This is a genomic window from Pseudomonas sp. KBS0707 (assembly GCF_005937945.2).
Lineage (GTDB): Bacteria > Pseudomonadota > Gammaproteobacteria > Pseudomonadales > Pseudomonadaceae > Aquipseudomonas > Aquipseudomonas amygdali.
This window is the reverse complement of the sequence record NZ_CP041754.1, coordinates 218,941-245,477: the sequence shown is the minus strand read 5'-3', so window position 1 is coordinate 245,477 and position 26,537 is coordinate 218,941. Positions and strand designations below refer to the sequence as shown.

Annotated in this window: 26 protein-coding genes; 14 read left to right on the top strand and 12 right to left on the bottom strand. The window is 58.8% G+C overall.

All coding sequences use genetic code 11. The features are described 5' to 3' along the window. Positions 1–229: 229 nt before the first annotated feature. Together trxA and FFH21_RS01220 are read right to left on the bottom strand one after the other, a co-directional pair. Positions 230–559, bottom strand: coding sequence for a thioredoxin TrxA (gene trxA / locus FFH21_RS01225; RefSeq protein ID WP_004655183.1), 330 nt, complete (start codon positions 557–559; stop codon positions 230–232). A gap of 121 nt (positions 560–680) precedes the next feature. Next, positions 681–1,385 carry a FadR/GntR family transcriptional regulator gene (locus tag FFH21_RS01220; protein ID WP_004655184.1) on the bottom strand — a complete coding sequence of 235 codons (705 nt, stop codon included), beginning with the start codon at positions 1,383–1,385 and terminating at the stop codon, positions 681–683. A gap of 249 nt (positions 1,386–1,634) precedes the next feature. Between FFH21_RS01220 and FFH21_RS01215 the strand changes: the two genes are divergently transcribed. The 5 genes from FFH21_RS01215 (at position 1,635) to ppx (ending at position 6,391) form a co-directional block, all read left to right on the top strand. Then, positions 1,635–2,420 (top strand): transporter substrate-binding domain-containing protein, encoded by a 786-nt coding sequence (locus FFH21_RS01215; protein ID WP_002551557.1) that lies wholly within the window; start codon positions 1,635–1,637, stop codon positions 2,418–2,420. A 29-nt stretch (positions 2,421–2,449) separates the two neighbouring features. Continuing rightward, positions 2,450–3,115: an amino acid ABC transporter permease gene (locus tag FFH21_RS01210; RefSeq protein ID WP_004666535.1), complete on the top strand. Its 666-nt coding sequence runs from the start codon at positions 2,450–2,452 to the stop codon at positions 3,113–3,115. Continuing rightward, positions 3,112–3,762: an amino acid ABC transporter permease gene (locus FFH21_RS01205; protein ID WP_032704319.1), complete on the top strand. Its 651-nt coding sequence runs from the start codon at positions 3,112–3,114 to the stop codon at positions 3,760–3,762. Before FFH21_RS01210 ends, FFH21_RS01205 begins: the two co-directional genes overlap by 4 nt. Continuing rightward, positions 3,749–4,513: an amino acid ABC transporter ATP-binding protein gene (locus FFH21_RS01200; RefSeq protein WP_011167420.1), complete on the top strand. Its 765-nt coding sequence runs from the start codon at positions 3,749–3,751 to the stop codon at positions 4,511–4,513. Before FFH21_RS01205 ends, FFH21_RS01200 begins: the two co-directional genes overlap by 14 nt. Before the next feature lie 375 nt (positions 4,514–4,888). Further along, the gene (gene ppx / locus FFH21_RS01195; RefSeq protein WP_005731673.1) at positions 4,889–6,391 is read left to right on the top strand and encodes an exopolyphosphatase; all 1,503 of its coding nucleotides are present in this window, start codon (positions 4,889–4,891) and stop codon (positions 6,389–6,391) included. On the opposite strand, the gene ppk1 is transcribed toward ppx, so the two are convergent. After that, a complete protein-coding gene (gene ppk1, locus FFH21_RS01190; RefSeq protein ID WP_011167419.1) occupies positions 6,378–8,588 on the bottom strand; it encodes a polyphosphate kinase 1 in 2,211 nt (736 codons plus the stop codon). The two genes, ppx and ppk1, sit on opposite strands and share 14 nt — an antisense overlap. A 16-nt stretch (positions 8,589–8,604) precedes the next feature. Then, positions 8,605–9,615: a porphobilinogen synthase gene (hemB, locus tag FFH21_RS01185; protein ID WP_004655202.1), complete on the bottom strand. Its 1,011-nt coding sequence runs from the start codon at positions 9,613–9,615 to the stop codon at positions 8,605–8,607. A 231-nt stretch (positions 9,616–9,846) separates the two neighbouring features. Here hemB and FFH21_RS01180 point away from each other — a divergent pair, with 231 nt between their 5' ends. The 5 genes from FFH21_RS01180 to FFH21_RS01160 all read left to right on the top strand — a co-directional run bounded on the left by FFH21_RS01180 (position 9,847) and on the right by FFH21_RS01160 (position 15,150). Then, the gene (locus FFH21_RS01180; RefSeq protein ID WP_011167418.1) at positions 9,847–10,509 is read left to right on the top strand and encodes a DedA family protein; all 663 of its coding nucleotides are present in this window, start codon (positions 9,847–9,849) and stop codon (positions 10,507–10,509) included. Positions 10,510–10,716: 207 nt separating this feature from the next. Next, entirely contained in the window at positions 10,717–11,385 is a 669-nt protein-coding gene (elbB, locus tag FFH21_RS01175; protein ID WP_004655205.1) for an isoprenoid biosynthesis glyoxalase ElbB, read from the top strand. 123 nt (positions 11,386–11,508) lie between these two features. Continuing rightward, positions 11,509–12,567: a PA0069 family radical SAM protein gene (locus tag FFH21_RS01170; RefSeq protein WP_011167417.1), complete on the top strand. Its 1,059-nt coding sequence runs from the start codon at positions 11,509–11,511 to the stop codon at positions 12,565–12,567. A 205-nt stretch (positions 12,568–12,772) separates the two neighbouring features. Continuing rightward, positions 12,773–13,513 carry a carbonic anhydrase gene (locus FFH21_RS01165; RefSeq protein ID WP_004655211.1) on the top strand — a complete coding sequence of 247 codons (741 nt, stop codon included), beginning with the start codon at positions 12,773–12,775 and terminating at the stop codon, positions 13,511–13,513. A 104-nt stretch (positions 13,514–13,617) separates the two neighbouring features. Beyond that, entirely contained in the window at positions 13,618–15,150 is a 1,533-nt protein-coding gene (locus FFH21_RS01160) for a SulP family inorganic anion transporter (protein WP_041924393.1), read from the top strand. A 122-nt stretch (positions 15,151–15,272) separates the two neighbouring features. Here FFH21_RS01160 and FFH21_RS01155 read toward each other — a convergent pair whose 3' ends face one another. Next, positions 15,273–15,923: a hypothetical protein gene (locus FFH21_RS01155; protein WP_002551545.1), complete on the bottom strand. Its 651-nt coding sequence runs from the start codon at positions 15,921–15,923 to the stop codon at positions 15,273–15,275. Positions 15,924–16,192: 269 nt separating this feature from the next. Between FFH21_RS01155 and FFH21_RS01150 the strand changes: the two genes are divergently transcribed. Together FFH21_RS01150 and FFH21_RS01145 are read left to right on the top strand one after the other, a co-directional pair. Further along, complete coding sequence (locus tag FFH21_RS01150) at positions 16,193–16,681, top strand: cytochrome c oxidase assembly protein (protein WP_011167414.1); 489 nt, start codon at positions 16,193–16,195, stop codon at positions 16,679–16,681. Positions 16,682–16,744: 63 nt separating this feature from the next. Beyond that, positions 16,745–17,377 (top strand): SCO family protein, encoded by a 633-nt coding sequence (locus tag FFH21_RS01145; protein WP_041924702.1) that lies wholly within the window; start codon positions 16,745–16,747, stop codon positions 17,375–17,377. Between the two features lie 154 nt (positions 17,378–17,531). Here FFH21_RS01145 and FFH21_RS01140 read toward each other — a convergent pair whose 3' ends face one another. The 3 genes from FFH21_RS01140 to FFH21_RS01130 are packed head-to-tail and all read right to left on the bottom strand — an operon-like array spanning position 17,532 to position 20,037. After that, positions 17,532–18,305, bottom strand: coding sequence for a MetQ/NlpA family ABC transporter substrate-binding protein (locus tag FFH21_RS01140; RefSeq protein ID WP_002551542.1), 774 nt, complete (start codon positions 18,303–18,305; stop codon positions 17,532–17,534). Between the two features lie 50 nt (positions 18,306–18,355). Then, entirely contained in the window at positions 18,356–19,030 is a 675-nt protein-coding gene (locus FFH21_RS01135) for a methionine ABC transporter permease (protein ID WP_004666537.1), read from the bottom strand. Continuing rightward, complete coding sequence (locus FFH21_RS01130) at positions 19,030–20,037, bottom strand: methionine ABC transporter ATP-binding protein (protein ID WP_011167412.1); 1,008 nt, start codon at positions 20,035–20,037, stop codon at positions 19,030–19,032. The genes FFH21_RS01135 and FFH21_RS01130 overlap by 1 nt, the downstream gene beginning before the upstream one ends. A gap of 306 nt (positions 20,038–20,343) precedes the next feature. Here FFH21_RS01130 and katE point away from each other — a divergent pair, with 306 nt between their 5' ends. Continuing rightward, on the top strand, positions 20,344–22,494 hold the full coding sequence (katE, locus tag FFH21_RS01125) for a catalase HPII (protein ID WP_004655224.1): 2,151 nt from the start codon (positions 20,344–20,346) through the stop codon (positions 22,492–22,494). A 151-nt stretch (positions 22,495–22,645) separates the two neighbouring features. On the opposite strand, the gene FFH21_RS01120 is transcribed toward katE, so the two are convergent. Genes FFH21_RS01120 through FFH21_RS01105 form a run of 4 tightly spaced genes read right to left on the bottom strand, consistent with a single transcriptional unit; the run spans position 22,646 to position 25,461 of the window. Next, positions 22,646–23,362: a PA5502 family lipoprotein gene (locus tag FFH21_RS01120; protein WP_004655225.1), complete on the bottom strand. Its 717-nt coding sequence runs from the start codon at positions 23,360–23,362 to the stop codon at positions 22,646–22,648. 38 nt (positions 23,363–23,400) lie between these two features. Continuing rightward, on the bottom strand, positions 23,401–24,189 hold the full coding sequence (znuB, locus tag FFH21_RS01115) for a zinc ABC transporter permease subunit ZnuB (RefSeq protein ID WP_005731662.1): 789 nt from the start codon (positions 24,187–24,189) through the stop codon (positions 23,401–23,403). Beyond that, positions 24,182–24,979 (bottom strand): zinc ABC transporter ATP-binding protein ZnuC, encoded by a 798-nt coding sequence (znuC, locus tag FFH21_RS01110; RefSeq protein WP_004655231.1) that lies wholly within the window; start codon positions 24,977–24,979, stop codon positions 24,182–24,184. The genes znuB and znuC overlap by 8 nt, the downstream gene beginning before the upstream one ends. After that, entirely contained in the window at positions 24,979–25,461 is a 483-nt protein-coding gene (locus tag FFH21_RS01105; protein ID WP_011167411.1) for a Fur family transcriptional regulator, read from the bottom strand. The genes znuC and FFH21_RS01105 overlap by 1 nt, the downstream gene beginning before the upstream one ends. 67 nt (positions 25,462–25,528) lie before the next feature. Between FFH21_RS01105 and znuA the strand changes: the two genes are divergently transcribed. Beyond that, a complete protein-coding gene (gene znuA / locus FFH21_RS01100; protein ID WP_004666540.1) occupies positions 25,529–26,470 on the top strand; it encodes a zinc ABC transporter substrate-binding protein ZnuA in 942 nt (313 codons plus the stop codon). Positions 26,471–26,537 lie beyond the last annotated feature (67 nt).

Genomic DNA, 26,537 nt, shown 5'->3' with positions numbered 1-26,537 from the left:
GGGGAATGACGTAATCATGTATGGAGGGGGAAATTAAGCTTTTGGCTTAATGAGGCCGCGCCGCAGAAAAGGCGACAGGATCGCGTACTAAATCGAAAGGAGAGCGTCGGCGACGGCTAGCAGGGGGCAACGGAGAAGCCGTTGCGGGGCCGAATGTACCACCTGATTTTCCAGGCGTCTAGTACGACACCCGAAAAAAACCCCGCTATTTGCGGGGCTTTGAAGTGCTTCAGATGTTGGCGTCGAGAAACGCGGCCAACTGCGACTTCGACAGAGCGCCCACTTTGGTAGCTTCGACGTTGCCATTCTTGAACAGCATCAACGTCGGGATACCGCGCACGCCATGCTTGGCAGGGGTTTCCTGATTCTCGTCAATATTCAGCTTGGCAATTGTCAGCTTGCCGGCATAGGTGTCGGCGATTTCGTCCAGCACCGGGGCAATCATCTTGCACGGACCGCACCACTCAGCCCAGTAATCTACAAGCACAGCACCCTCAGCCTTGAGTACTTCGGCTTCGAAGTTAGCGTCGGTGACGTGTTTGATCTTTTCGTTGCTCATGGAAGTCTCCGAGGTCATAGGCGAAAAACGACGCTCATCATAGCGGGCCGCAAGTCATTCAGGAAGCGAAGGTTCATTGAGTCTGGCTATGGTGGTGCATGACTGGAGTTATGGCAGAGGCTCAGCTGGAAGGCGAAACGAACACAATGCCAGTACGAAGCGCTGCGCCACGGATGTGATCCTGCATGGCCTTTTGCGCGGGCCCCGACGCATGCCGGGCCAGCGCGCGAAGGATCTTGCGGTGCTCCTGCCAGGTTTCCATGACCCTTGCCGCACGTATGAACGGCATTTTCTGGCTCTCAAGGAAGATGTCGGCACCTGCGGTCACGATCCCCAGCATGGCCTGATTGCCACTGGCGACCAGAATATGCCGGTGAAACTCGAAATCCAGCCGGGCTGCGGCCTCGAAGTCACCGGCACGCAATTCCATACGCATGGCTTCGACATTGTCTTCAAGCACATCTCGTTCATCAGCGGTGAGGGTGACGGCTGCCAGGCCCGCGGCGAAGCCTTCCAGCGCGTAACGCAGTTGAAACGTGTCGGCCGGAGAAACCTGTGCCTCAAAAGGCCAGGAAAAACCACTCGTGCGCTGTTCTGGTTCAGAAATGGACTGCACGAACACGCCTTTACCCGGCTGGACGCTGACCACTCCCAATGCGCTGAGCGATGACAAGGCCTCACGCAATGAAGCACGACTGACTCCCAGCAAAACAGCCAGATCGCGCTGCGATGGCAGGCTTTCGCCGGGCTTGTAGCCTTGCTCGGCAATCAACTTGCGAATGGCCCGGAGGGCTGATTCGGGTACTGCGAGTGAGGTGTGGGGCATCACTGTTCAGGCCAGTCAGTCCAGTAAAAATCCCTTTTATCGCCATCCCGAAGATTCGGCAAGCGACGCCCAGTGCTGGGGCGGCAGCGCTTTTCAACGCGCCAAAGCAGGGCGAGCCACACCTTTACTGGTCAGACCAGTAAGACCATAAACACGCTGCAAAGCTTGAGTTATGGCACGTCATCGCCTGATGGCATGCGCTGTGCACTGGAGACGGACCAACATCCTACGTTTCGCCCGGAGATTTCTATGACCAAGCGTTACAGCGCCCTGCTTGCTGCACTGTTTGCTAGCCTGATGCTGAGCCAGACACCCGCCCACGCCAACGGCCTGGACGACGTTGTAGCGCGTGGCACCTTGAAGGTGGCCGTTCCGCAGGACTTCCCGCCATTCGGTTCGGTCGGTCCGGACATGAAGCCTCGCGGCCTGGACATCGACACCGCGCAACTGCTGGCCGACCAATTGAAGGTCAAGCTGGAACTGACGCCGGTCAACAGCACCAACCGCATCCCGTTCCTGACCACCGGCAAGGTTGATCTGGTGATCTCCAGCCTGGGCAAGAACCCGGATCGCGAGAAAGTCATCGATTTCTCCCGCGCGTACGCGCCATTCTACCTGGCGGTATTCGGCCCACCTGATTCTCCGGTCAAGGACATCGCTGACCTGAAAGGCAAGACCATCAGTGTTACCCGTGGCGCTATCGAAGACATCGAGCTGTCGAAAGTTGCACCGGAAGGCGCAACCATCAAGCGCTTTGAAGATAACAACTCGACCATCGCCGCCTACCTGGCTGGCCAGACCGACCTGATCGCCAGCGGCAACGTGGTGATGGTCGCTATCAGCGAGCGCAACCCCAAGCGCATTCCAGCGCTGAAAGTGAAACTCAAGGATTCGCCTGTTTATGTCGGCGTAAACAAAGGCCAGCCGGAACTGCTGGGCAAGGTCGACGAGATCCTCAACGCCGCCAAGGCTGACGGCGCGCTGGAAAAAGCGTCGCAGAAATGGCTGAAGCAACCGCTGCCTGCCGATCTCTGATCACTGCTTTCCGGTAACAGGATTCACCAATGGCTTATCATTTCGACTTTACACCGGTCCTGCAGAACATTGATGTGCTGTTGCGCGGGGCTTTGTTCACGCTGGAACTGACGGCCATTGGCACCCTGCTGGGCGTCAGCCTCGGCATTGTCGGTGCCGTCGTGAGGGCCTGGAAGATCCAGCCCTTTGCGACGATCTTTGCGATCTATGTCGAGCTGATCCGCAACACACCGTTTCTGGTCCAGCTGTTCTTCATTTTCTTCGGCCTGCCGTCGCTGGGCGTGCAGATCTCGGAATGGCAGGCAGCGGTACTGGCGATGGTGATCAACCTGGGCGCCTACTCGACAGAAATCATTCGGGCAGGCATCCAGGCGATTCCCAAGGGACAGCTTGAAGCGTCGGCAGCGCTGGCGATGAATCGTTATGAAGCGTTTCGCTACGTGGTGCTGGTTCCGGCGCTGGGCAAGGTCTGGCCGGCACTGAGCAGCCAGATCATCATTGTGATGCTGGGCTCGGCGGTCTGCTCGCAGATTGCCACTGAAGAACTGAGCTTCTTTGCCAACTTCATTCAGTCGCGCAACTTCCGCTCGTTCGAAACCTACATTGTGACCACGCTGATTTACCTGGCCATGGCGCTGCTGATCCGGCAACTGCTGGCCTGGATCGGGCGTCGCTACATATCGAGGAACAGCTGATGGATTTCACCCTCTGGGACATCCTGCGCAATCTGCTGATCGGCCTGCAATGGACCGTTGCCCTGTCGCTGATGGCCTTCATTGGCGGTGGCTTGATCGGCTTGCTGGTGATGGGCATGCGTACCTCGGAAAAAACCGGCCCGCGTGTGACCGCCAAGCTCTATATAGAATTGTTTCAAGGCACACCATTGCTGATGCAACTGTTTCTGGTGTTCTTCGGTGTTGCCCTGATGGGCATGAACATTTCGCCCTGGGCAGCGGCAGCGCTGGCCTTGACGCTGTTTACCAGCGCCTACCTCGCCGAGATCTGGCGCGGCTGCGTGGAGTCGATCTCCAAGGGCCAGTGGGAAGCGTCTGCCAGCCTGGCGATGACTCCGTTCGAGCAAATGCGCTACGTGATATTGCCTCAGGCGCTGCGTATCGCAGTTGCGCCAACGGTCGGCTTTTCCGTGCAGGTGGTCAAAGGCACCGCGGTGACGTCGATCATCGGTTTCACCGAATTGACCAAGACCGGCAGTATGCTGGCCAACGCTACGTTCGAACCTTTCATGGTCTATGGCTTCGTTGCTCTGGGCTACTTCATCCTGTGCTACCCCTTGTCGCTGTGCGCGCGCCATCTGGAAAGGAGACTGCATGCCTCTGCTTAGAATTTCCGCCCTGCATAAATACTATGGCGATCATCACGTACTCAAAGGCATCGATCTGTCGGTCGAAGAGGGCCAGGTCGTGGCAATCATTGGTCGCAGCGGCTCGGGCAAAAGCACCCTGTTGCGCACGCTCAACGGCCTGGAGTCGATCAACGATGGTGTGATCGAGGTCGATGGCGAATATCTGGACGCCGCACGCGCCGATCTGCGCACCCTGCGTCAGAAGGTCGGCATGGTGTTTCAGCAGTTCAACCTGTTCCCGCATCTGAGCGTGGGCGAGAACGTGATGCTCGCCCCGCAGGTCGTGCAGAAGGTGCCCAAGGCCGAAGCGGCAAAGCTGGCGAGAAAGATGCTGGAGCGCGTCGGGCTGGGCGAGAAGTTCGACGCCTTCCCGGATCGCCTGTCCGGTGGCCAGCAGCAACGCGTGGCGATTGCCCGCGCACTGGCGATGTCGCCCAAGGTGTTGCTGTGCGACGAAATCACCTCGGCGCTGGACCCGGAGCTGGTCAACGAAGTGCTCAGCGTGGTGCGCCAGCTGGCTGCCGACGGCATGACCCTGATCATGGTGACCCACGAAATGCGCTTCGCCCGTGAAGTGGGCGACAAGCTGGTGTTCATGCACCAGGGCAAGGTGCATGAAGTGGGCGACCCGAAAGTACTCTTCGCCAACCCGAAAACCCCGGAACTGGCGAACTTCATCGGCACCGTGGAGCACGCCTGGCAAGAGCCGACGCAGAGCGTCGCACGATAGGTGGGGTCATCGTTCCTCCAGTGTAGGAACGCAGTAGTGGACGCCCCTGTGGGAGCGAACTTGTTCGCGAAAGGGCCGGTACATCCACCGAAGATGCGTCGCCTGGCACACCGCCTTCGCGAACAAGTTCGCTCCCACGGCCTTCGGCCAGAAGCCTGTAAGCTCAATTGTCCGGACTGTGTATAACGCCGAGCACTCCAACGTGGGAACGCAAAGCATCGGCACGACAATGACATAACTATCACATTGATTAGCTAGCCATCCGCCATCTCACAAGAGTAATACCGGGTATTTCCGCTGCCTGGACAGCTTCGCGTTGGCGGCAGGCATGGATCGTGGCACGATGGTCCGGTTATCGAACTGGATTTCCTGACCATGCCGCACTCAACACCCAAGAATTTTTCACTGATCGCCGCCATCGACCTGGGCTCCAACAGCTTTCATATGGTTGTGGCAAAAGCCAATCAGGGCGAAATTCGCATTCTTGAGCGCCTGGGCGAGAAGGTGCAGTTGGCCGCTGGCATCGACGAAGAACGCCAGTTGACTGAAGAGTCCATGCAGCGCGGTCTCGACTGCCTGAAACGTTTTGCCCAGCTGATCAATGGCCTGCCGCCCGGTGCCGTACGCATCGTGGGGACCAACGCGCTGCGCGAAGCCCGCAACCGCAACGACTTCATTCATCGCGCCGAAGAGATTCTCGGCCATCCGGTGGAAGTGATCTCCGGCCGCGAAGAAGCGCGCCTCATTTATCTGGGCGTTTCGCACACGCTGGCCGACACCCCCGGCAAGCGACTGGTCGCCGACATCGGCGGCGGCAGTACCGAATTCATCATCGGCCAGCGCTTTGAGCCGCTGCTGCGTGAAAGCCTGCAGATGGGCTGCGTGAGTTTTACTCAGCGCTACTTCCGCGACGGCAAGGTGACACCCGCGCGTTACGCACAGGCCTACACCGCTGCCCGCCTGGAAATCATGAGCATCGAACATGCGCTGCATCGCCTGAAGTGGGATGAAGCCATCGGTTCGTCAGGCACCATCCGCGCTATCGGCCTTGCACTCAAAGCCAACGGTTACGGCGCTGGCGAGGTCAATGCCGAAGGGCTGGCCTGGCTCAAGCGCAAGCTGTTCAAGCTGGGTGACGTCGAAAAGATCGACTTCGACGGCATCAAGCCCGACCGCCGCGCGATTTTCCCCGCAGGCCTGGCGATTCTGGAAGCGATCTTCGATGCGCTTGAGCTCAAGCGCATGGATCACTGCGAAGGTGCCCTGCGTGAAGGCGTGCTGTACGACCTGATGGGCCGCCACCATCACGAAGACGTGCGTGAGCGCACGCTCAGCTCGCTGATGGAGCGCTACCATGTTGATCTGGAACAGGCCGCACGCGTCGAAGCCAAGGCGCTGCATGCGCTGGAGCAGGTTGCCGAAAGCTGGGAATTGCAACACGAGAGCTACGCCGAACTGCTGAGCTGGGCCGCCAAGGTGCATGAGATCGGCCTGGACATTGCTCACTATCACTACCACAAGCACGGCGCGTACCTGATCGAGCACTCTGACCTTGCCGGTTTCTCCCGCGAAGACCAGCAAATGCTCGCTCTGCTGGTGCGCGGTCATCGCCGTAATATTCCCAAGGACAAGTTCGCCGATTTCGGCGCAGAAGGCATCAAGCTGATTCGCCTGTGCGTGTTGTTGCGCTTTGCGATTCTGTTTCACCACATTCGTGGCACACAGGAGATGCCGCGTGTGATCTTGCGTGCCGACGGCCCGAATCTGGACGCCGAGTTCCCCACAGGCTGGCTGGAAAACAACCAGCTGACTCAGGCCGACTTCGCGCTGGAAGCGGAGTGGCTGACCCGAGTCGGCATCGTCTTCAGCGTACGCTGAGAACCGGGTTGCTCAGGCGCTCCAGCAGGGTCGCCTGGGCGCTTCGGGCGTTCTGATTGCCTGTCGGCATGCTACGCACGTAACGCCCGTCTGGCTGCAGCAGCCAGCTGTGAGTGTTGTCGGTCAGGTAGCTTTCCAGCTCCTTCTTCACACGCAGAATCAATTTCTTGCCTTCCACCGGGAAGCAGGTCTCGACACGCTTGTCGAGGTTGCGCTCCATCCAGTCGGCACTCGACAGGAACATTTGCTCGTCGCCGCCGTTGAGGAAGTAGAACACCCGCGTGTGCTCCAGGAATCGGCCGATGATCGAGCGCACATGGATGTTGTGCGAAACCCCGGCGATGCCCGGACGCAAACAGCACATGCCGCGCACCACCAGATCGATGCGCACACCGGACTGACTGGCCTTGTACAACGCGCGAATGATCTTCGGATCGGTCAGCGAGTTGAACTTGGCGATGATGTGCGCTGGCTTGCCGTCGAGCGCAAACTGCGTCTCGCGGGCAATCATGTCGAGCATGCCTTTCTTGAGCGTGAACGGCGCATGCAGTAGTTTCTTCATGCGCAGCGTTTTGCCCATGCCGATCAGCTGACTGAACAGTTTGCCGACGTCTTCGCACAATGCGTCGTCAGAGGTCAGCAGGCTGTAGTCGGTGTAAAGACGCGCATTACCAGCGTGATAGTTACCGGTCCCGAGGTGTGCATAACGTACGATCTCGCCGGCTTCGCGACGCAGGATCAGCATCATCTTGGCGTGGGTCTTGAAGCCGACCACACCATAGATCACCACCGCACCGGCAGCCTGAAGACGGCTGGCCAGTTGCAGGTTGGACTCTTCGTCGAAGCGGGCACGCAATTCGATCACCGCGGTGACCTCTTTGCCGTTACGCGCCGCATCAACCAGCGCATCGACGATTTCCGAGTTTGCACCGCTGCGGTACAGCGTCTGGCGCACAGCCAGAACATGTGGATCCTTTGCCGCCTGACGCAGCAGGTCGACGACCGGGGTGAACGACTCGAAAGGGTGCAGCAGCAGAATGTCCTGCTTGCTGATCACGCTGAAAATGTTTTCGCTGTTCTGCAGCAGTTTGGGGATCGCTGGCGTGAACGGCGGGTATTGCAATTCAGGGTGGCTGTCCAGGCCAGTAATACTGAACAGGCGCGTCAGGTTGACCGGCCCGTTGACCTGATACAGCTCGGACTCGTTCAGGTTGAACTGCTTGAGCAGGTAGTCCGACAGGTCTTTGGGGCAGGTATCCGCTACCTCCAGACGTACCGCATCGCCGTAGCGACGCGAGAACAGCTCGCCGCGCAGGGCACGTGCCAAGTCTTCCACGTCTTCCGAGTCCAGCGCCAGATCGGCGTTTCGGGTCAGGCGGAACTGGTAGCAGCCCTTGACCTTCATGCCCTGAAACAGATCGTCGGCGTGAGCGTGGATCATCGACGACAGGAAAACGAAGTTGTCGCCAGGGCCACAGACCTCTTCCGGCACCTTGATGACACGCGGCAGCAAACGCGGTGCCGGAATGATCGCAAGGCCCGAGTCGCGACCGAAGGCGTCGATACCTTCAAGCTCGACAATGAAGTTCAGGCTCTTGTTGACCAGCAACGGGAACGGATGGGTTGGGTCCAGACCGATCGGGGTGATGATCGGCGCGATCTCGTCACGGAAGTAACGACGTACCCAGGCCTTGAGCTTGGCCGTCCAGTGACGACGACGAATGAAGCGGACCTGATGCTTTTCCAGCTCAGGGAGCAGAATGTCGTTGAGGATCGCGTACTGACGATCAACATGACCATGCACCAGCTCGCTGATTCTGGCCAACGCCTGATGCGGCTGCAAACCGTCGGCCCCGGCCTGTTCACGGGCAAAGGTGATCTGTTTCTTCAGACCTGCGACACGAATCTCGAAGAACTCATCGAGGTTGCTGGAGAAGATCAGCAGGAACTTCAGCCGCTCCAGCAACGGGTAGGACTCATCGAGCGCCTGTTCCAGTACCCGGATGTTGAACTGCAATTGCGACAGTTCACGGTGGATATACAGGCTGCTGTCGTCCAGGTTCGGAGCGACGATAGCGGGCACTGTAGCGGCAGGTGCCTCAATGGCCGGGATTACTTCGATGTCAGGTTCAACCGCGGGCGTCGCCTGCGGAACATCGACTTCAACAGCGGCTTCGATGAGTGCTTCGGTATTCATGAATGATCCTGTGAGGCTATTGCCCCTTCAACAGTTGAGCGGCGCGAACAGCGAAGTAGGTAAGGATGCCGTCGGCACCGGCGCGTTTGAAGGCTGTGAGGGACTCGAGAATAACCCCTTCACTCAGCCAACCATTCTGGATTGCTGCCATGTGCATCGCGTATTCACCACTGACCTGATAGACAAAGGTCGGCACTTTGAACTCATCCTTGACCCTGTGCAGGATGTCCAGATAAGGCATGCCCGGCTTGACCATCACCATGTCGGCACCTTCAGCCAAGTCAGCTGCGACTTCGTGCAGTGCCTCGTTGCTGTTGGCCGGGTCCATCTGATAGGACGCCTTGTTGGCCTTGCCCAGATTCAGCGAAGAACCCACCGCATCACGGAACGGGCCGTAATAGGCACTGGCGTATTTGGCCGAGTAGGCCATGATCCGCACATTGACGTGCCCGGCCAGCTCCAGCGACTCACGGATGGCCTGGATACGACCGTCCATCATGTCCGAAGGCGCGATCACCTGAGCGCCTGCATCGGCGTGCGACAAGGCCTGCTTCACCAGTGCATCGACAGTGATGTCGTTCTGCACATAGCCCTCTTCGTCGAGGATGCCGTCCTGACCATGGGTGGTAAACGGGTCCAGCGCCACATCAGTGATGACGCCCAGCTCCGGGAAGCGGTCACGCAACGCGCGGGTGGCGCGTTGCGCAATGCCATCCGGGTTCCAGGCTTCAGCGCCGTCCAGAGATTTTTTCTCGGCCGGCGTTACCGGGAACAAGGCCAGCGCTGGAATGCCCAGTGCGACCCAGTGCTCGGCTTCCTCAAGCAACAGATCGACACTGAGACGCTCGACGCCAGGCATCGAGGCAATGGATTCACGACGGTTTTCACCATCGAGGACGAATACGGGGAGAATCAGATCATCAACGGTGACAACGTTTTCACGCACCAGCCTACGGGAAAAGTCGTCGCGGCGATTACGGCGCAGACGAGTGAGAGGAAACAGGCGGTTTGCGGGGGTAAAGCTCACGGCGAGACTCCTGAGCCCGCTTACGCGGGCAAGCGCGACAGTTATAAGCCGCCATTATGACCAATGTGTGACAGTCATGGTTCGACCTGCGACTGCACGTCGCGGTCATAGGCCTTATGAGGATCCAACCATTGTGGTTGTAAGAATCTTTAACGTCGAGACACATATCGACACTTTCATCATTGTCTTGGGCGCGTTAGGCTGCGCGTTCATTTCGCCAGCATCCAGACAATGCTCCAGAATTTCTTGAACGAATTCGGCTACTTTGCCCTGTTCCTCGGCACCTTTTTTGAAGGCGAGACCATTCTCGTTCTCGCCGGCTTTCTGGCGTTTCGCGGATACATGGACCTCAATATCGTCATACTCGTTGCCTTCTGCGGCAGCTATGCGGGTGACCAGTTGTGGTATTTCATGGGGCGCAAACACGGCCGCAAGCTCCTGGCGCGCAAGCCCCGCTGGCAACTCATGGGCGACAAGGCCCTGCGGCTGGTGCGCAAGCACCCGGATATATGGGTACTGAGCTTCCGCTTCGTGTATGGCCTGCGAACGGTCATGCCGGTGGCCATCGGCCTGTCAGGCTACCCACCGGGGCGTTACCTGCTGCTTAACGGTATCGGCGCGGCTGTCTGGGCGGCTGCACTGGGTTCGGGGGCCTACCATTTCGGCGCGGTTCTCGAGGGCTTGCTGGGCAACGTCAAGAAATACGAACTCTGGGTGCTGGGTGCGCTGATATTGCTCGGCCTTGGTCTGTGGCTGCGCCGACGCATCAAGAATGCGCGTATTGCCCGTGAAGAGCGTGAAGAAAAGAGCCGCTTCTGTGCATCTGCAGCGGCGTCCGATCTGGATACACCTGTCCCCGTGCCCGTCGACCTGACGAAAAAATCAGACGAGTAATTTCTCCGTTTCCTTCCCCGAGTGCAGGCTGACAGGCCTCACTCGGCGGCAGTGCGCCGCCGCTGCCTGACCTTGCGAGCATCACCCTTCCCCACGCATTTTTGCGTAGTCTGTAACGCGTCAACTGAACACTCGGCCCATAAAGCGATCAATCAATGGACGAATTAAAAGAAGCCTTAGATTGCTCAAGTACAAGGAGCCGAATCGATGCAGAAAAAAGTGGCTGTAATCCTGTCCGGTTGTGGCGTCTATGACGGTGCCGAAATCCATGAAAGCGTCCTCACCCTGCTTCGTCTGGATCAACGTGGTGCGCAGGTCCAGTGCTTTGCGCCGAACATCGCCCAGCATCACGTCATCAACCACCTGACTGGCGAGGAAATGCCCGAGTCGCGCAATGTGCTGATCGAATCTGCGCGCATTGCACGGGGTGACGTGAAGGACATCCGCGATGCAAACGCAGAGGACTTTGACGCCCTGATCATCCCGGGCGGTTTCGGCTCGGCGAAGAACCTTTCCGACCTTGCCCTGCAAGGCCCTGCCTGCCAGGTGGAAGCCGGGCTGCTGGAACTCGCAGAGGCGTTCGCAGAAGCAGGCAAACCGGTCGGGCTGATCTGCATCACCCCGGCACTTGCAGCGAAGATCTACGGTCCCGGCGTTACCTGCACCATCGGCAACGACCCTGATACCGCTGCGGCCATTACCAAAATGGGCGGCAGCCACGCGCCATGCGCTGTCGATGACATCGTCGAAGACGAAGCACGAAAACTGGTCTGCACGCCCGCCTACATGGTTGCCAAAAGCATCAGTGAGGCTGCATCGGGCATTAACAAGCTGGTTGACCGCGTGCTGGAGCTGACGCACGAGGGCGATGCCTGACCTGCCGCGGGACAAATCCAATGCACCGCCCGTCAGACGAGCGGTGTTTTACAAGCCAGCCATAGTGATATATCACGGCCTTATGCTTTACTGTATGCATAAACAGCATTTGAGTATTGCCAGATGTCCAGCCCCTATCCGGTTCGTGGCCGCGGTACTGCCAGCAACCCGCATAATCGCTTCGCACCCAGCCAGTCCGTGGCCGAGGACGACGGCTGGTATCAGGAAGTGCCACTTACCCAAGGCACTCAGGTTACCAGCGAGACCGCCAAAAGCATCATTACCCGCAACAGCTCGCCGGATATTCCCTTTGATCGCTCGATCAACCCTTACTGGGGCTGCGAACATGGCTGCATCTATTGTTTCGCCAGGCCCAGCCATGCCTACTGGGACATGTCGCCGGGGCTTGATTTCGAAACAAAGCTGATCGCCAAGACCAACGCAGCGGCGCTGTTGGAGCAACAGCTCTCCAAACCAGGCTACCGCTGTGCGCCCATTACGTTAGGGGCCAATACCGACCCGTATCAGCCTATCGAACGTGAATACCGCATTACTCGCGCCACGCTTGAGGTGTTGTTGCGCTATCGGCACCCGGTCAGCATCATTACCAAGGGCTCGCTGATCCTGCGAGACCTGGACCTGCTCGCAGAGATGGCCAGACTTCGGCTGGTGTCAGTATTCATCAGCCTGACTACACTGGATGACGAGCTCAAATGCATCCTCGAACCCAGGGCGGCAGCGCCCAAGGCTCGCTTACGGGCCATTCGGGTGTTGCGTCAGGCGGGCGTTCCCGTCGGGGTGCTGTGCGCGCCCATGATTCCGATGATCAATGACAGCGAACTGGAGGCGCTGCTGAGCGAGGCGAAAGCGGCAGGCGCGCTAAGCGCAAGTTACGTGATGCTGCGCCTGCCGCTGGAGGTCGCCCCGTTGTTCGACGAATGGCTGAAGACACATTACCCGCAACGCGCCGAACATGTTATGAGCCTGATTCGTCAAAGCCGCGGCGGAGCGCTGTACGACAGTCAGTTTGGCTCGCGGATGCGCGGCGAAGGACCGTTTGCTGATCTACTGGCTCAACGCTATGCCTTGGCAATCAAACGGCTTGGATTGAACAAACGTGGTGGCTTCACACTCGATTGCGATGCGTTTTGTCCGCCAGGAGGACAAATGTCACTGCTGTGACGAACTTGGTACTATCGTGCAAACCCGCGTCCCAGAGCCATCGCATTCAGTTTCGCTTAAGCTTGGGCGATTAGTCTGTAATTCGGAGTGTCACCAGCGATAGTGCTCAAGGGATTTGTTCGTGATGCCACTTACAGGGATCACATCCGGCTCTGGTCAAACAGGCATGAAGAATCCACATCAATCCGTCAGAGAGGATGAAGACATGACAGACATCGGTAAACAGCATTCGGCTACGTCGTCCAGCACATCAAGCCATTCAGACAGCGCCGACGTAGCGTTGAAACATATTGTCGATGGCTTTGTACATTTTCGTAACGAGGTCTTCCCCCAGCAGGAAGAACTGTTCAAGAAGCTGGCTACCGCCCAGTCGCCACGGGCCATGTTCATCACCTGCGCCGACTCGCGCATCGTGCCTGAACTGATTACCCAAAGCTCGCCAGGCGACCTGTTCGTGACGCGTAACGTCGGTAACGTTGTGCCTCCGTATGGCCAGATGAACGGTGGTGTGTCCACAGCTCTGGAGTACGCAGTTGTCGCGCTGGGTGTGCAACACATCATTGTCTGCGGACATTCCGACTGCGGCGCCATGCGTGCAGTGCTCAACCCTGACAGCCTGGACAAGATGCCTACGGTAAAGGCCTGGTTGCGGCATGCCGAGGTCGCCCGCACAGTGGTCGAGCAGAACTGCAGTTGCAGCGGCGAGCTGGAAACCATGCAGGTCCTGACTCAGGAAAACGTGATTTCCCAGTTGCATCACCTGCGTACCCACCCTTCGGTCGCAGCGAAAATGGCCAGCGGCCAATTGTTCATTCATGGCTGGGTCTACAGCATCGAAACCAGCGAAATCCTGGCTTATGACGCCGAGCTCGATCGTTTCATACCGCTCGACGGTTCGGGACCGACGCCGATGGCTTCACCGAAAGCACGCTTTTCAGCCGACTGATCACCAGTCCGACTGACGGCAAGCCCTTCTATATCAGCTGATGGCGGCTGCGCAGGATGCGCGTCGCCCGTCTTGCCTCGTCTGAAGAATCCCGGAGAAGCGTCATGGGTATTACAGCATTGAAAACCGCTTTACCACGGGAGCTGCTCGCTTCCGTGGTCGTGTTTCTGGTCGCCCTGCCGCTGTGCATGGGGATCGCCATTGCATCCGGCATGCCTCCGGCCAAAGGTCTGATCACCGGCATCGTGGGCGGGCTGATAGTCGGCTGGATAGCGGGTTCGCCGTTGCAGGTCAGCGGTCCCGCAGCCGGTCTGGCAGTACTGGTTTTTGAAGTGGTACGCGAGCACGGCATGGCCATGCTGGGTCCTATTCTGGTACTCGCCGGGTTGCTTCAGCTGCTGGCAGGTCGATTCAAGCTTGGCTGCTGGTTCCGGGTCACGGCACCTGCGGTGGTCTATGGCATGCTCGCCGGTATCGGGGTGTTGATCGTACTGTCACAGGCACACGTGATGTTCGACAGCAGTCCCAAACCTTCCGGGCTGGACAATCTGATCGCCTTCCCTTCCACACTAATCCAGGCCTTCGGACCAGGCACCGGCATGCAGGCCGGTATGCTCGGTCTGGGCACCATGCTGATCATGTGGGGCTGGGAAAAACTTCGTCCGCAGTCTTTGCGCTTCGTACCCGGCGCGCTGCTGGGCGTGGGTATCGCAACCGGCATCAGCCTGTTCATGGCCCTGCAGGTGAAGCGTGTCGAAGTGCCTGACAACCTGGCCGACGCCATTGACTGGCTGCGTCCGACCGACCTGATGAATCTGGCCGACCCGGCCATTCTGGTTGCCGCTATCGTCGTAGCATTCATTGCCAGTGCCGAAACCCTGCTTTCCGCCTCGGCGGTTGACCGCATGCACAGTGGCCAGCGTTCGGACTTCGACAAGGAACTCAGCGCGCAAGGCGTGGGCAATATGCTCTGCGGCGTGCTCGGTGCGTTGCCGATGACCGGCGTTATCGTGCGCAGCTCGGCCAATGTCCAGGCCGGTGCCACCACGCGCTTCTCGACGATCTTCCACGGCCTGTGGCTGCTGGCGTTCGTGTTGCTGCTGTCGAGCGTACTGCAGAGTATTCCGGTCGCGAGCCTGGCTGGCGTGCTGGTTTATACCGGTCTGAAGCTGGTCGATCTGAAGGCATTTCGTGGTCTGGGCCGCTATGGCCGGATGCCGATGTTCACGTATGCGGCGACTGCCGTGGCGATCATCTTCACCGACCTGCTGACCGGTGTACTGGTCGGGTTCGGTCTGACCCTGGTGAAGCTGGCGTTCAAGGCTTCGCGCCTGAAGATCAACGTGGTCGAACTGGCGGGCGAGAAGGAATTCGAGCTGCGTCTGGTCGGTGCCGCGACGTTCCTCAAGGTGCCTGCGCTGACTCAGGCTCTGGGCACCATCCCGCAGGGCAGTACCGTGCATGTGCCGCTGGGCAATCTTTCCTACATAGACCACTCGTGCCTGGAACTGCTGGAAGAGTGGGGACGTTCCAATGCCGCTCATGGCACCCGACTGCTCATTGAGCCGCATGGGTTGAAGCGTCGTCTTGAAGGGCGGATCTACACAACAACGGGTATAGGCTCGGGCGCCGCCTGATAGTCAAAGCGTTGGGGCTGAAGCCTGGGATGACGATAGGAGCCGGATGGGTCTTCGCGTAGCAGCGGAGCGATATCCGGCTCCTTCCATTGCGGGCGAAGACATTGATTCGGGCCTCTGAATCAGATGACGGAGCGTTCCAGCTCCAGGCCGATACCCAATTGCCGTGACAGGCTTGGCCAGCGCTTCCACGCTGCACCTGTATCAGGACTGGTCAGTTTTTCGCGGTAGGCCTCGACAGAGTCCAGCGCGAAACTTTCATCATCAAGCAGCTTGTCGACGGCATGGTGAACCGCCTCGTCCAGCTGGTTGGCAAATTGCTCGCCGATCAACTGGTGGGCAATCACGCTGGCAACCGTGGTATTTGACGGTATCAGCGGCTGACCAAAATGCTTGATGTACAGATCGTTCACCTCCTCGACCAGTCTGTGTGCCAGATAGGCCTCGTCCAGCAGGCTTTCCAGCCCTTCATGTCCGTCCATGATGGAAGGGGGTGCTGCGAAAAAATGCTCTGCGATTTTCAGTACCGGTTTAATCTGCCCTTCGATACCGGCTTCTACGGCGACCTCGTGAGCAGCGTCCAGCAGGTCGGGGACCAAGTCGATGTAAGCAGTGACGAAACGCGTCAACACGTCCTTCGCGTCGACATCCGGGAGGTGAATGGCGGGATGAAGATGTGGGAGCTTTTGTTCCAACTGTTGCAGCAAGTGGCCGGTCTCGGCTTCATGTTGATGGGCTAGTTGTATCTGCTCGCGCAATGCGGCGGTGTTCATGGCAGTGGGGACTCCTGAGGGCGTTAAACCCCGTGGTTCGGTTATGGAGAGTCATACGTTAGCTCGGTTAACTAAATGCCTAAGACATTTTTGCTATAACCGAAACGCATTTATATGCATTGGCTATATCAAAGCGTTTTTTGCTCAGTTTCTGACCATTTGCCTACATTGGCGCATAAATACGGCACCTTGCGCTGATGTAAGCAGGCTACTCTGAAGCCGCCCGCAGCCCTTTCGACACGCTGTCTGACATAAAAAGTGAGCCCGGCATGACTCAGCCTCTTTTATCCAAGCGGCTTGCTCTGCGTTTAATCTGTTTGCTGGTGATCATGTTCATCTGCGGATTTGCATTGCCGTCGCTCTATGCTTTGCTGACCGGGCATGACAGAAACGGCGACCAGGACGCTTCGCGGCAGAACGAGGTGCAGTTCACCGCGACAAACTCTGCCGGAATGGTCTGGGCGTTCTACCCGCGCGCCAGCCAGATGCAAATCAACCCTGGTGCGGTCAACGAGATGATTTTCGTGGCGCAGAACCCTACTGACAAACCGATGAAAGCCCAGGCTGTACCGGGCATTTCGCCGGGGAAGGCGGCAGAGTGGTTTCACAAGACCGAATGTTTCTGCTTCACCCAACAGACCTTACAGCCGGGTGAGCGTATCGAGATGCCCGTGCGCTTCATCGTTGATCGCGACCTGCCCGCAGAGGTGAAACGCCTGACGCTGGCCTATACGCTGTTCGATGTCACTGCGCCCTAGGCGCTCGAAGCCATATAGGCCATCATCCCTGGCCGCATGCCGATCACTACTCGCGTTGATGCCATGACCCGTACCCAGAAAACAGTTTTTATCGCTGCCGCCATTGTTGCCCTCGTTCTGGGCCTGATCCTCAGCCAGTTGCTGCCGGGCAGCGGGTCTGAGGATCAGGCGGCACTTAACGATGCAGGTATTGTGCTGCTACCGAAAAGTCGCCAGTTGCCAGCCTTGAGCATGTCGGACCAGAACGGCGCAGCGGTGGCCCTTGATGACTTGAAAGGCAAATGGACGCTGATGTTCTTCGGCTACACCTTCTGCCCGGACATCTGCCCCACTACCCTGGCGCAGATAAAGCAGATCAGGACCGAGCTGCCTGAAAAGGTGGTCGAGCGCATGCGTGTGGTGCTGGTCAGCGTCGACCCTGACCGCGACACGCCGCAGCAGCTCAAGCAATATCTGGGTTATTTCGACAAGCAGTACATCGGCCTCACGTCACCTGTCGCTGATATCCAGAAGCTGGCCAACGCAGTGAGCATCCCGTTCATTCCGGCCGATACCAGCAAACCGAACTACTTTGTCGACCACAGCGGCAACCTGGCTTTGATCGGGCCGGACGGCACCCAGCGAGGCTTTATCCGCGCGCCGCTGAACAACCAGAAGCTGGTGAAGCAATTGCCTGGGTTGCTGGAGAGGGATTAGTCAGTGCACTGACACGAAGTCGCCGAGGACGCGGAGCGTACTGAAGGGCGCTACCACGCGATAGGGTTGTGTCTGGCGCGGGAATGCAGCCCCCAATGCTCTGCGTCGCAAGGGACACAGAGCATAGGCTCGAGAACCACAAGGTGCGATCAGATCAGAACGCCGGAACCACAGCGCCTTTGTATTTCTCGGCCAGGAAGGTTTTCACTTCAGGACTCTGCAGGGCCGCTACCAGCTTTTTCATTGCGTCTGAATCCTTGTTGTCCGGGCGGGCAACCAGAATGTTCGCGTAGGGCGAATCGGCACCTTCGATGATCAGTGCGTCCTTGGTCGGCTCAAGCTTGGCGCTCAAGGCATAATTGGTATTGATCAGCGCCAGATCGACCTGAGTCAGTACGCGCGGCAACGTAGCTGCTTCCAGCTCACGGAACTTGAGGTCTTTCGGGTTATTCACGACATCCGAAGGCTTGGACAGGATATTGGTCGGATCCTTCAAGGTAATCAGACCTGCCTTGGCCAGCAGCAGCAAGGCACGGCCTTCATTGGTGGCGTCGTTTGGCAGGGCAACGTTGGCACCATTGGGCAGTTCTTCCAGCTTCTTGAACTTGTCCGAGTACGCACCGAACGGTTCTACGTGAACTTTGGCTACGGCCACCAGATCTGTGCCCTTGCCCTTGTTGAACTCATCCAGATACGGCTGGTGCTGGAAGAAGTTCGCGTCCATACGGTTCTGCGACACCTGCACGTTAGGCTGAATGTAGTCATTGAACACCTTGATGTTCAAATCCACGCCTTCTTTGGCCAGGGTCGGTTTGACGAACTCGAGGATCTCGGCGTGCGGCACGGCAGAGGCCGCGACGGTCAGGGTTTCGTTGGCTTGCGCGGACAAGGCGGTGACAGCGGCGAATATGGCCAATAGCTTCTTCATGCAACAACTCCTTCGGGCCCGCACAGGCGGGCCAATACCAACGGATTCGATCAACGATGTGTGAAATGCGCGACCAGTCTGTCGCCGATGGTCTGCAGAATCTGCACCAGCACCAGCAACAATACGACCGTCACGAACATCACATCGTTCTGGAAGCGTTGATAACCATAACGAATCGCCAGGTCGCCCAGCCCGCCAGCGCCTACCGCACCGGCCATGGCCGTGAACGATACCAGCGCAATGGCGGTCACCGTGATCGCCGCCAGAATGCCGGGGCGCGCCTCAGGCAGCAGCGCCTTGACGATGATCTGCCGGGTCGTCGCGCCCATGGCCTGCGTGGCTTCGATGATGCCGCGATCCACTTCGCGCAATGCTGTCTCTACCAGACGCGCAAAGAACGGCGTGGCGCCAGCGATCAGCGGCGGCAACGTGCCGAGAATGCCCAGTGACGTGCCGGTAATGATTTCTGTGAGCGGCATCATCACGATCAGCAGGATGATGAACGGCAACGCACGCAGCATGTTCACAATCAACCCGACCGTGGCGTACAGCTGCTTGTGTTCCAGCAACTGCCGCGGCGAAGTGAGGAACATCAGCACACCCAGCGGCAGGCCAAGCAGGATGGTGAAGCCCAGCGAAACACCGAGCATGATCAACGTGTCGCCGGTGGCGACCCAGATCTCGTACCAGTCGACATTGGAAAACAGGTTCAGAAAAGCGTCCATCAGCGCAGCACCTCCATATGAACGTCGGCGGCGGTGAAGCGCGCAAAAGCAGCGTCCATATCGCCGCCCGTGATGGCCAGCGTCAACTGCCCGTAAGGGGTGTCCTTGATGCGGTCGATGCGTCCGGCAAGGATGCTGTAGTCGACGCCGGTTTCGCGGGCCACGGTGCCCAGCAGAGGCGCATACGTCGCATCGCCCTGAAAGGTCAGGCGCACGATACGGCCTTGAACATGAGCGAAATCGTCACGCTGTTCATTTTCATCGATCTGGTCATCTTCCTGCACAAAACGCCTGGTCGTCGGGTGCTGCGGATGCAGAAACACATCGGCGACCTTGCCTTGCTCGACAATCACGCCAGCGTCCATGACCGCCACCTGGTCACAGACGCGACGAATCACGTCCATTTCATGGGTGATGAGCACGATGGTCAGCTTCAGTTCGCGATTGATCTCGGCCAACAATTGCAAAACCGACGCAGTGGTCTGCGGGTCCAGCGCGCTGGTGGCTTCATCGCACAGCAGGATTTTCGGCTTGGTGGCCAGGGCGCGGGCGATGCCGACGCGCTGCTTTTGGCCGCCGGACAATTGCGCCGGGTATTTTTTCGCATGATCGGACAATCCAACCCGCTTCAGCAGCTCAGCCACGCGCTGGTCGATCTGCTTGCGGGACATGTCACCCGCCAGCGTCAGCGGCATCGCAACATTGTCGGCCACGGTTTTGGAGGCCAGCAGATTGAAGTGCTGGAAGATCATCCCGACTTGTTGGCGGAAGCGGCGCAGGCCATTGGCATCAAGCGCCGTGACGTCTTCACCGTCAACCACGATCTGTCCACCGCTCGGGGTCTCCAGACGGTTGATCAGGCGCAGCAAGGTACTTTTGCCAGCGCCGGAATGGCCGATGATGCCGAACACCTGGCCGCCGTCGACGCGCAGGCTGGTAGGGTGCAGGGCCGGTATTTCCTTGCCTGCCACCCGATAGGTTTTGTGGACGTTATGAAACTCGATCACGGAGCGAACCTTGTGGGGCGCGTTAAAAAATCAGCGCAGTGGCAGGACGCCACCTGCTTCGTTACCTCGGCCGGGTAAAGCCGGGCGCGCATTTTAGCCTGTCCGGCCCGCTGTGCTTAGCATTTATTTGCAGGCTGCCCTGCGCAACAGGCATAACGCGACCGTTGGTAAAGATGTGCGACAAATAAAGGGAACGGCTGTTTTAGGCCTCGGTCACTTCTTGGATACCGTGATTTCCCGCTTACGCCAGGGAAGTCGTATTCAGCGAACCCAACTCAATGATTGGGGCGAGATAAGGAGTCTCTGATGGCTAGCAAGAACGCACCACCTGTAACCGCAACGCCCAAGAGCGAATTGGCAGGTACCGACACCCTGGACCGTGGCAATACCAACGACAAGCTGGAAAGCCTTGAGCAGTTCCGCTCGGACGCGACCCAGCAGGCCCTGCGCACCAATCACGGTGTCAAGATTTCCGATAACCAGAACACACTGAAAGTCGGCAGCCGCGGCCCATCGCTGCTCGAAGACTTCATCATGCGTGAAAAGATCACGCACTTTGACCATGAGCGTATTCCGGAGCGTATCGTTCACGCCCGCGGCACCGCGGCACATGGTTATTTCCAGACTTATGAAGACCATGGCGCGCTGAGTAAAGCGGGTTTCCTGCGTGATCCTGGCAAGAAGACCCCGGTGTTCGTGCGCTTCTCTACCGTTCAGGGCCCGCGCGGCTCGGGCGATACCGTGCGCGACGTGCGTGGCTTTGCGGTCAAGCTCTACACCGAAGAAGGCAACTTCGATCTGGTCGGCAACAACATGCCGATCTTTTTCATTCAGGACGCCATCAAGTTTCCTGACTTCGTGCACGCGGTAAAACCAGAGCCACATAACGAAATCCCGACCGGGGGCTCGGCTCACGACACCTTCTGGGACTTCGTTTCGCTGGTGCCGGAATCTGCACACATGGTGCTGTGGACCATGTCCGACCGTGCCATTCCGAAAAGCCTGCGCACCATGCAGGGCTTTGGTATCCACACCTTCCGCTTTATCAACACCGAAGGTAAGTCCAGCTTCGTGAAGTTTCACTGGAAGCCCAAGTTCGGCGTGTGCTCGCTGGTCTGGGACGAAGCGCAGAAGCTCGCTGGCAAGGACACCGATTTCCACCGCCGCGACCTGTGGGAATCCATCGAGATGGGCGACTACCCGGAATGGGAACTGGGCGTGCAGATCGTTGCCGAGGAAGACGAGCACAAGTTCGACTTCGACCTGCTCGATCCGACCAAGATCATTCCCGAAGAACTGGTACCGGTCACTCCGCTGGGCAAGATGGTCTTGAACCGTAACCCGGACAACTATTTCGCCGAGACTGAGCAGGTTGCCTTCTGCCCGGGCCACATCGTGCCAGGTATCGACTTCTCCAATGACCCGCTGCTGCAAGGTCGCCTGTTCTCCTACACCGACACGCAGATCAGCCGTCTGGGTGGGCCGAACTTCCACGAAATCCCGATCAACCGTCCGATTGCGCCGAACCACAACGGTCAGCGTGACGCACAGCATCGCACCACTATCGACAAGGGCCGCGCTTCTTACGAGCCGAACTCGATCGATGGCGGCTGGCCGAAAGAAACCCCTGCCGGCCCTGTAGATGGCGGCTTCGAGACCTACCCTGAGCGCGTTGAAGCGCACAAGGTTCGTGAGCGCAGCGAATCGTTTGGCGACCACTTCTCGCAGGCCACCCTGTTCTTCCAGAGCATGAGCCATCACGAGAAAGAGCACATCATCGCGGCCTATAGCTTCGAGTTGGGCAAGGTCGAGCGCGAGTACATTCGTGCCCGTCAGGTCAACGAGATTCTGGCCAATATCGACCTGGAACTGGCCAGCCGCGTAGCCGCCAATCTGGGCTTGCCAGCACCGACTGCCGGGACCGTGCCAGTGCGTCAGACTTCGGTAAAAGAGTCGCCGGCGCTGAGCCAGGTCAACCTGCTTTCTGGCGATATCGTTTCACGCAAGGTTGCCATTCTTGTGGCAGACGGCGTGGACGGCAAAGCGGTCGAAGCCATGAAAGCTGCACTGACTGCCGAAGGCGCACACGCCAAGGTATTGGGCCCGACCTCCGCACCGGTCAAGACCGCTGACGGCCAGAGCCTGCCAGTGGACGCATCGGCTGAAGGCCTGCCTTCGGTAGCGTTCGACGCAGTCTTCGTGCCGGGTGGCAAGGCTTCGATCGAAGCGCTGAAAGGCGACGGCGTGGCACTGCACTTCATCCTGGAAGCCTACAAGCACCTCAAGGCCATCTCCTTTGCCGGGGAGGCCAAAGAGCTGTTGAGCCTGCTACGCCTGGAAGAAGATGCGGGCCTGCTGGAGGTATCCGATAGCAAATCGTTCAAAGCGTTCTTCAACGCGATTGCTCAGCACCGTGTATGGGATCGTGAAGTGAAAGCCAAGGCTGTTCCGGCTTGATCTGACGTGCTAGATCGCTCCCACGCTCCGGCGTGGGAGCGCCTTTCTGAACCTTCTCGCCCCCCACATAGACTCCCCGACACTTCTCGTTCCTCACGCTCCGCGTGGGAATGCAGTTCTGTACGATCTGCGTCCGCTTTGAAGGATCGACTCAGGACTTCGCTGGCGTCAGGATGATCTGCGCTTTTTCATTGCGCTCGATCTCGCGACGCAATTGCAGCTCGAAATCCGGATTGGCCTTGACCACCCGTTTGGTCAGCAACGTGGCCAGCCACGGATAGTCTTCGGTGCGCGGCACTACCATCAGCACTTCACAGTTGAACGCTACGGTATCCGCTGCGATATCGTCCAGTTGACGACGCAATGCACGCATATCGCCGATCTTGAGTTCAATTGTCGTGCTTTCTGCCGACGGATCGATGAGCTTGGCAACCCTTCTGGCTTCGGCCGCCTTCAAATCAGCTTCGGCTTTCTCCAGCTCGGCCTTGCGCGCATGAGCGATAGCGCCGTTGACGCCACTGGTCAGTGCCGGTGCCTTGGGCATCAGCGCGCGCGCACGAGTGAGTGCGTTGGCCGCCGCATTCATATCACCCTTCTGCAGGCTGATCTGGCTGCGACTCAGATAGGCTTCGGCCAGACGACGCTGAAAAGGCTCGAGGCGGATATCGGCAGGATTGGCGGCCTGCAACGCGGCCAGTTGATCCTCGGCCGTCGCCAGCTCATTGCTGACGATGTTCTGCTCAAGCTGAGCGAACGCGTCAGGCTGAACGTCGGAGGCAGGCGTCTCGGCAGTGGGCGCACTTTGGCAGGCACCCAGCAGGATGGAAAATGCGACAAGCAGCAGATAGCGTGGGGCGAACGGCTTCATTCCTGCGATTCTCTAGTTTGCGCAAAAAACGAGCAAGTCTACACCGCTCGCCTGGGTAGAACAAAGCTGAGCAAAAACAACGCTGCAGCGGATACCACTATAGACGGTCCTGCCGGGGTGTCCTTGAACCATGACAATGATAGCCCGACACACACGGCTATCACGCCTAACAGGCTTGCACCCAGCGCCATCTGCTCCGGCGAGCGGGCGTGACGCTGCGCCGCAGCGGCGGGAATGATCAGCAGCGACGTGATCAGCAGAACGCCGACGATCTTCATCGCCACAGCGATCACCACGGCGATCAGCAGCATCAGCGCCATGCGCAATGCCGCGACGGGCAGGCCTTCGACCCGCGCCAGCTCTTCATGCACGGTGATTGCCAGCAGCGGGCGCCACAGCGCAACAATCAATACCAGCACCAGCGCGCTGCCGCCCAGGATCCAGGTCAGATCAGCCGGGCTGATGGCAAGCAGGTCGCCAAACAGATAAGCCATCAGGTCGATACGCACTTCATGCATGAAGCTGAGCACCACCAGGCCGAGCGACAGCGTGCTCGGTGCGAGGATCCCCAGTAGCGTGTCCGAGGCCAGCGGCTGGCGCTGTTGCAGCGTGACCAGCAGCACCGCCAGCAGCAGGCAGCCGACCGTCACTGCAATGGTCGGGCTGATATCCAGCAGGAAGCCAAGCGCCACACCGAGCAATGCTGCGTGGGAAAGCGTATCGCCAAAGTACGCCATGCGCCGCCAGACCACGAACGACCCGAGCGGGCCTGCGACGACAGCCAGAGCAACGCCTGCGAGCAAGGCATACAGTAAAAAATCAGCCATGCTTGCAGTGGTCTCCGTGAACATGAGTGTGAGTATGTGAGGAAGTCGCCGGTGCATCATTCACCACAGCGCCATGCAGATCGTGGGCGTGGTCGTGATGGTGGTGATAGATCGCCAGGCTTTGCGCGTTTTTGCCGAACAGCTCGACAAACGCCGGATCATGGCTGACGTGCTCGGGATGCCCGGAGCAGCAAACATGGCGGTTCAGACAGACCACCTGATCGGTCGTGCTCATGACCAGATGCAAATCATGAGACACCATCAGCACGCCGCACTGGTGGCGGTCGCGCAACCGGGTAATAAGGCCGTACAGCTCGGCCTGACCTGCCACGTCGACACCCTGCACCGGCTCATCGAGCACCAGCAATTCAGGCTTGCGCAACAAGGCTCGGGCCAGCAGAACGCGCTGCATCTCGCCACCGGAAATACCTTGAATCGGGCTATCGATGACCTTCTCGGCCCCGACTTCTTCCAGGGCAGACTCTGCAGCCATGCGGTCCACACCGGGCACCAGACGCAAAAAGCGCAGCACCGACAGCGGCAGCGTCTGATCCACATGCAGTTTTTGCGGCATGTAACCGACACGCAGCTTCGGCTTGCGCCAGACGGTTCCGGAGTCGGGCTTGAGCAGCCCCAGCACTGCACGCACCAGCGTGGTCTTGCCAGCGCCGTTAGGGCCGATCAGCGTAACGATTTCGCCCGGCTTTACGCTCAACTGGATGTTGTCCAGAACGCTTTGCCCGGACAGCGTTACAGCGACCTGCTCCAGACGTATCAATGCATCCGTCATCAAGCCGCCTTGCAGCCGGCGCATACACCAACGATCTCGACCGTCTGGCCTTCGACCGCGAAGCCAACGCCTGCAGCGGCATCGATGATGGCATTGCTGATGGCTGGGTGCTGCAGCTCGATCGCCGCGTGACACAGGCGGCAAATCAGAAACTGCCCCTGATGCGCATGAGTGGGGTGATTGCAGCCGGTGAACGCGTTAAGTGAGGCGATGCGGTGCACCAGACCGTTTTCCAGCAGGAAATCCAGTGCACGATAAACGGTTGGCGGCGCAGCGCGACGACCGTCTTCATCACTCAGCACCGCGAGGATGTCGTAGGCACCCAGCGGTTTGTGGCTTTGCCAGACCAGTTCCAGCACGCGACGGCGCAAGTTGGTCAGGCGCAGACCCTGTTTGGCGCACAGCGCATCGGCTTCAGCGAGGGCCGAATGCACGCAGTGAGAGTGGTCATGGGGGCGACTGGCCAGGGGAGTATTGGGCATGAGCAGCGACGATATTGGCTAGAGACGTTATTATGTTACCTGTTCCTGGCTTATATGAGTGATTCGAGTGCGCCGTCTTTTAAATCTTGTTGCTGTTTTGTGGGTCAGTCTGCTGGTCATTTCCCCTGTTCAGGCCGAGGTCCGGGTGCTGACCAGTATCAAGCCATTGCAGCTGATTGCAGCGGCTGTGCAGGATGGCGTCGGTACACCGGAAGTGCTTCTGCCACCGGGTGCCTCACCGCATAACTACGCGCTGCGTCCATCCGACGTACGGCGCGTGCAGGAAGTAGAGTTGCTCTACTGGATCGGCCCGGACATGGAAGCTTTCCTGCCACGCGTCATTCAGGGCCGCAAACTGCCTGCGGTTGCCGTGCAGTCGCTGCCGGGCATGCACTTGCGTCACTTTGGCGAAGACAATGCCTCGCATGATGACCACGAGCATGATCACGACAACGACGCAGACGAACATGACCACGACCACCGGCCCGGCAGCCTGGATTCACACCTGTGGCTGTCGACCGTCAACGCGCGGGTGATTGCCGCGAAAATGGCCACAGACCTGAGCGCTGCCGACCCTGCCAATGCAGCTCGTTATGCGAGTAACGCTGCCGCATTCAGCAAACGCCTTGACGCGCTGGATGCTCGTATCAAGGGTCGGGTCAGTGCAGTGGCAGGCAAGCCTTACTTCGTCTTCCACGAGGCCTTCGATTATTTCGAAGAGGCCTATGGGCTCAAACACGCCGGGGTATTCGCCATCGCCGCCGAGATCCAGCCCGGTGCGCAGCATGTCGCCGCCATGCGTGAACGCCTGAAGGCTGCGGGCAAAACCTGTGTATTCAGTGAACCACCACTGCGCCCGCGTCTGGCTGAAACCTTGAGCGCAGGCCTGCCGGTCAAGCTGGCGGAGCTGGATGGACTGGGCGGCTACACCCCGGCCACCGCGCAGGGTTACGAGCAGGTATTGCAGAAGCTGGCTGATGACCTGGCAGGTTGCCTGAGCAGTCTCTGACTGCCACCGCCCACATCGCAGCACTGCTGTGTGACGCTGAGCGTCACGAACTGCATTCCCACGCTGG